This is a genomic window from Anaerolineales bacterium, assembly GCA_022866145.1.
Classification (GTDB): domain Bacteria; phylum Chloroflexota; class Anaerolineae; order Anaerolineales; family E44-bin32; genus PFL42.
The window spans coordinates 1-2,692 of the sequence record JALHUE010000353.1 but is presented as its reverse complement, the minus strand read 5'-3'; the positions used below and the strand labels follow the sequence as shown (position 1 = coordinate 2,692).

Genomic DNA, 2,692 nt, shown 5'->3' with positions numbered 1-2,692 from the left:
TCTGTTTGTGTTGGGAGCCACCCGGGGCGATGGCGAAACCGGCGAAGACATCACCGCCAACCTGCGGACGGTCCGCAGCCTGCCTCTGCGGATCCCAGTGGATCCCCGAGGCCCCATTCCTCCGCCGCGCCTCGTCGTTCGTGGCGAAGCAATGATCTTCCTGAAGGATTTTGAGGAATTGAATCGGAGAATGGAGCAAGGCGGAGAAAAGGCGTACGTCAACCCACGCAACACGGCTTCGGGCGCCCTCCGTCAGCTGGACCCTGCGTTGACCGCTTCCCGGCCGATCCGGCTACTGTGTTATTCGATCCTGGAGTCGTCCGAGGGCGTGCCCCCCACGCAGAGCGGGTCGCTCGACACGCTGCGGGCCTTCGGCTTCCCGGTAGCGCAGGGAACGGCGCGGGCGGCTGACTTGGAAGAAGCGATCGGCCTGGCCGGATCCTGGGCGGCCCGCCGCGAGTCACTGCCGTATGAAGCCGACGGCGCGGTGATCAAGATCGATGATCTGGGCCTGGCAGCCCGACTCGGCGTCGTAGGCAAAGACCCTCGAGGCGCGATCGCCTTCAAGTTCGCAGCCCAGGTGGTGACCACGGAGCTCCTGGGCATTGAGGTCAATGTCGGGCGCACCGGGGTGATCACCCCGACCGCGATCCTGGCACCTGTCGTCGTGGGTGGGGTTACGGTGCGTCAGGCTACCTTGCACAACTTCGACTTCATCCAGGAAAAGGACATCCGGATCGGAGACCGCCTCCTGGTCAAGCGCGCCGGCGAGGTGATCCCGTATGTTGTGGGACCTGTGCCACAGGGGCGGACAGGGAATGAGCGCAAGTTCCGCCCCCCCGGGCGCTGCCCGACGTGCCAGGCGCCGCTGGTGCACATCGAGGGCGAGGTCGCCGTGTATTGCGTCAACGGGGCCTGCCCGGCTCAGCTGGTGCGCAATCTGGAACATTTCGCCGGGCGGGGCGTGATGGACATCGAGGGGCTGGGGATCAAGGTCGCCAAGCTGCTGGTCGCCGCCGATGTGATCGCCGATGTGGCCGACCTATACAGTCTGAAGTCGGACGACCTGCTCCAGTTGGAAGGCTTCGCGGAACGTCGGGCGGAGAATCTCATCGCCGGCATCCAGGCCTCGCGGGCACGGCCTTTGCGAGTGCTGATCACGGCCCTGGGTATCCGCGGGGTGGGGGAGAGCGTCGCCGCCGATCTGGCGCGGGAGTTCGCCGATCTGGACAAGCTGGCCCAGGCCCCCGCCGAACGGCTGCAGGAGATCGAGGGCATCGGCCCCAGCACTGCGGCCGCCATCACCGACTGGTTTGCGCGCCCGACCAACCGCAAGCTGGTGTCCAAACTGAGGAAAGCCGGAGTCTGGCCGCGGGCGGAGCCCTCCGTCTCGCCGGCTGGACCCAAGCCGCTGGCCGGGAAGTCTTTCGTCATCACCGGAACCCTCCCAGGTCTGTCGCGCGAGCAGGCGAAGGCCCTGGTCGAGGCGGCCGGCGGAAAGGTCAGCGGAAGTGTGAGCCAACGCACCTCCTACCTGGTCGTCGGCGAGGCTCCCGGATCGAAGCTGGAGCAGGCTCGCCGACTGGGGATCCCCGAGATCGATCAGGCCGGGCTGCTTCGGTTGGCGCAGCGGGATGGCAGCTAGCAGGTTGATGGATAACACTCTTCTCATTCAAGAAGAATTCATATGTGGTGGTTGGGGCGAAGCCCCAATCCCTACAGATGCAAGTCACTCTGATGAGGCACGCCTACTTCATCAGCCTCCCAGGGCTTGTCGGGAGAGGCCTGGGGACCGCGACCCCGGCGCTGCCTTCGACGAATGACTCCCAGCGTGCGTTTGCTTCCTGGAAGGCAGAAGTCGCTGGCCCGCCGCCATCCGTGGATCTTCGCGGGCGCAATCGGTGAGGTCATCGGAAGCCCGGGCAGCGGAGAGACGGTGGAGGTGCTGTCTGCTGCCGGCACCTGGCTGGCGCGGGGAGCATACTCGCCAGACTCCCAGATTCGGGTCCGGGTGTGGACGTGGGACGAGGCTGAGGGCGTCGAATCGGACTTCATCGCCCGGCGGCTGGCGGCCTCGATCGCCCGTCGCAGAGAACTGGCGCTAGATCCCGCCCTCACAGCCTATCGCGAAGTCCACGGGGAATCGGACGGTCTTCCGGGGTTGATTGTCGACCGCTATGGACCGTTCCGGGTCACGCAGTTCCTTTCGGCGGGCGTAGAGCACTGGCGTCAGCCGATCCTGGAGGGTCTGGGCGAGCTCGGAGAGGAAGGCGGGATCTACGACCGCTCGGATGCGCCGGTTCGAAGCCTGGAAGGCCTGCCGGCTCGCTGCCAGGCTGTGGTTGGGAGGGCTCCTGCCGGCCCGGTCCGGATTCGAGAAGCAGGGCTCGAGTTCGAGGTCGACTTGGTGGCTGGGCAGAAGACCGGCTTCTACCTCGATCAGCGGGACAACCGGGCACGTCTGCGCCGCGAGAGCCGGCTGGGCGAAGTCCTCAACTGCTTTGCCTACACCGGCGGTTTCACCGTTGCCGCGCTGGCTGGGGGCGCGGTGTCAGTGCTCTCCGTCGAGGAATCGGCTGGGGCGATCACCCTGGGGAAGGCCAACCTGAGCCTCAATGGGTTTGAGGCACAGAAGGCGGACTGGCAGCAGGCAGACGTCTTCGTCGCGCTGCGCAAGTTGCGCGACCGGGGC

2 protein-coding genes are annotated in these 2,692 nt (G+C 66.3%); both read left to right on the top strand.

The window, feature by feature from the left end:
- On the top strand, positions 1–1,645 hold a 1,645-nt coding region (gene ligA / locus MUO23_10880; protein MCJ7513459.1), incomplete at its 5' end, for an NAD-dependent DNA ligase LigA.
- 186 nt (positions 1,646–1,831) lie between these two features.
- The coding region (locus MUO23_10875) for a class I SAM-dependent methyltransferase (protein MCJ7513458.1) at positions 1,832–2,692 on the top strand (861 nt) is incomplete at its 3' end.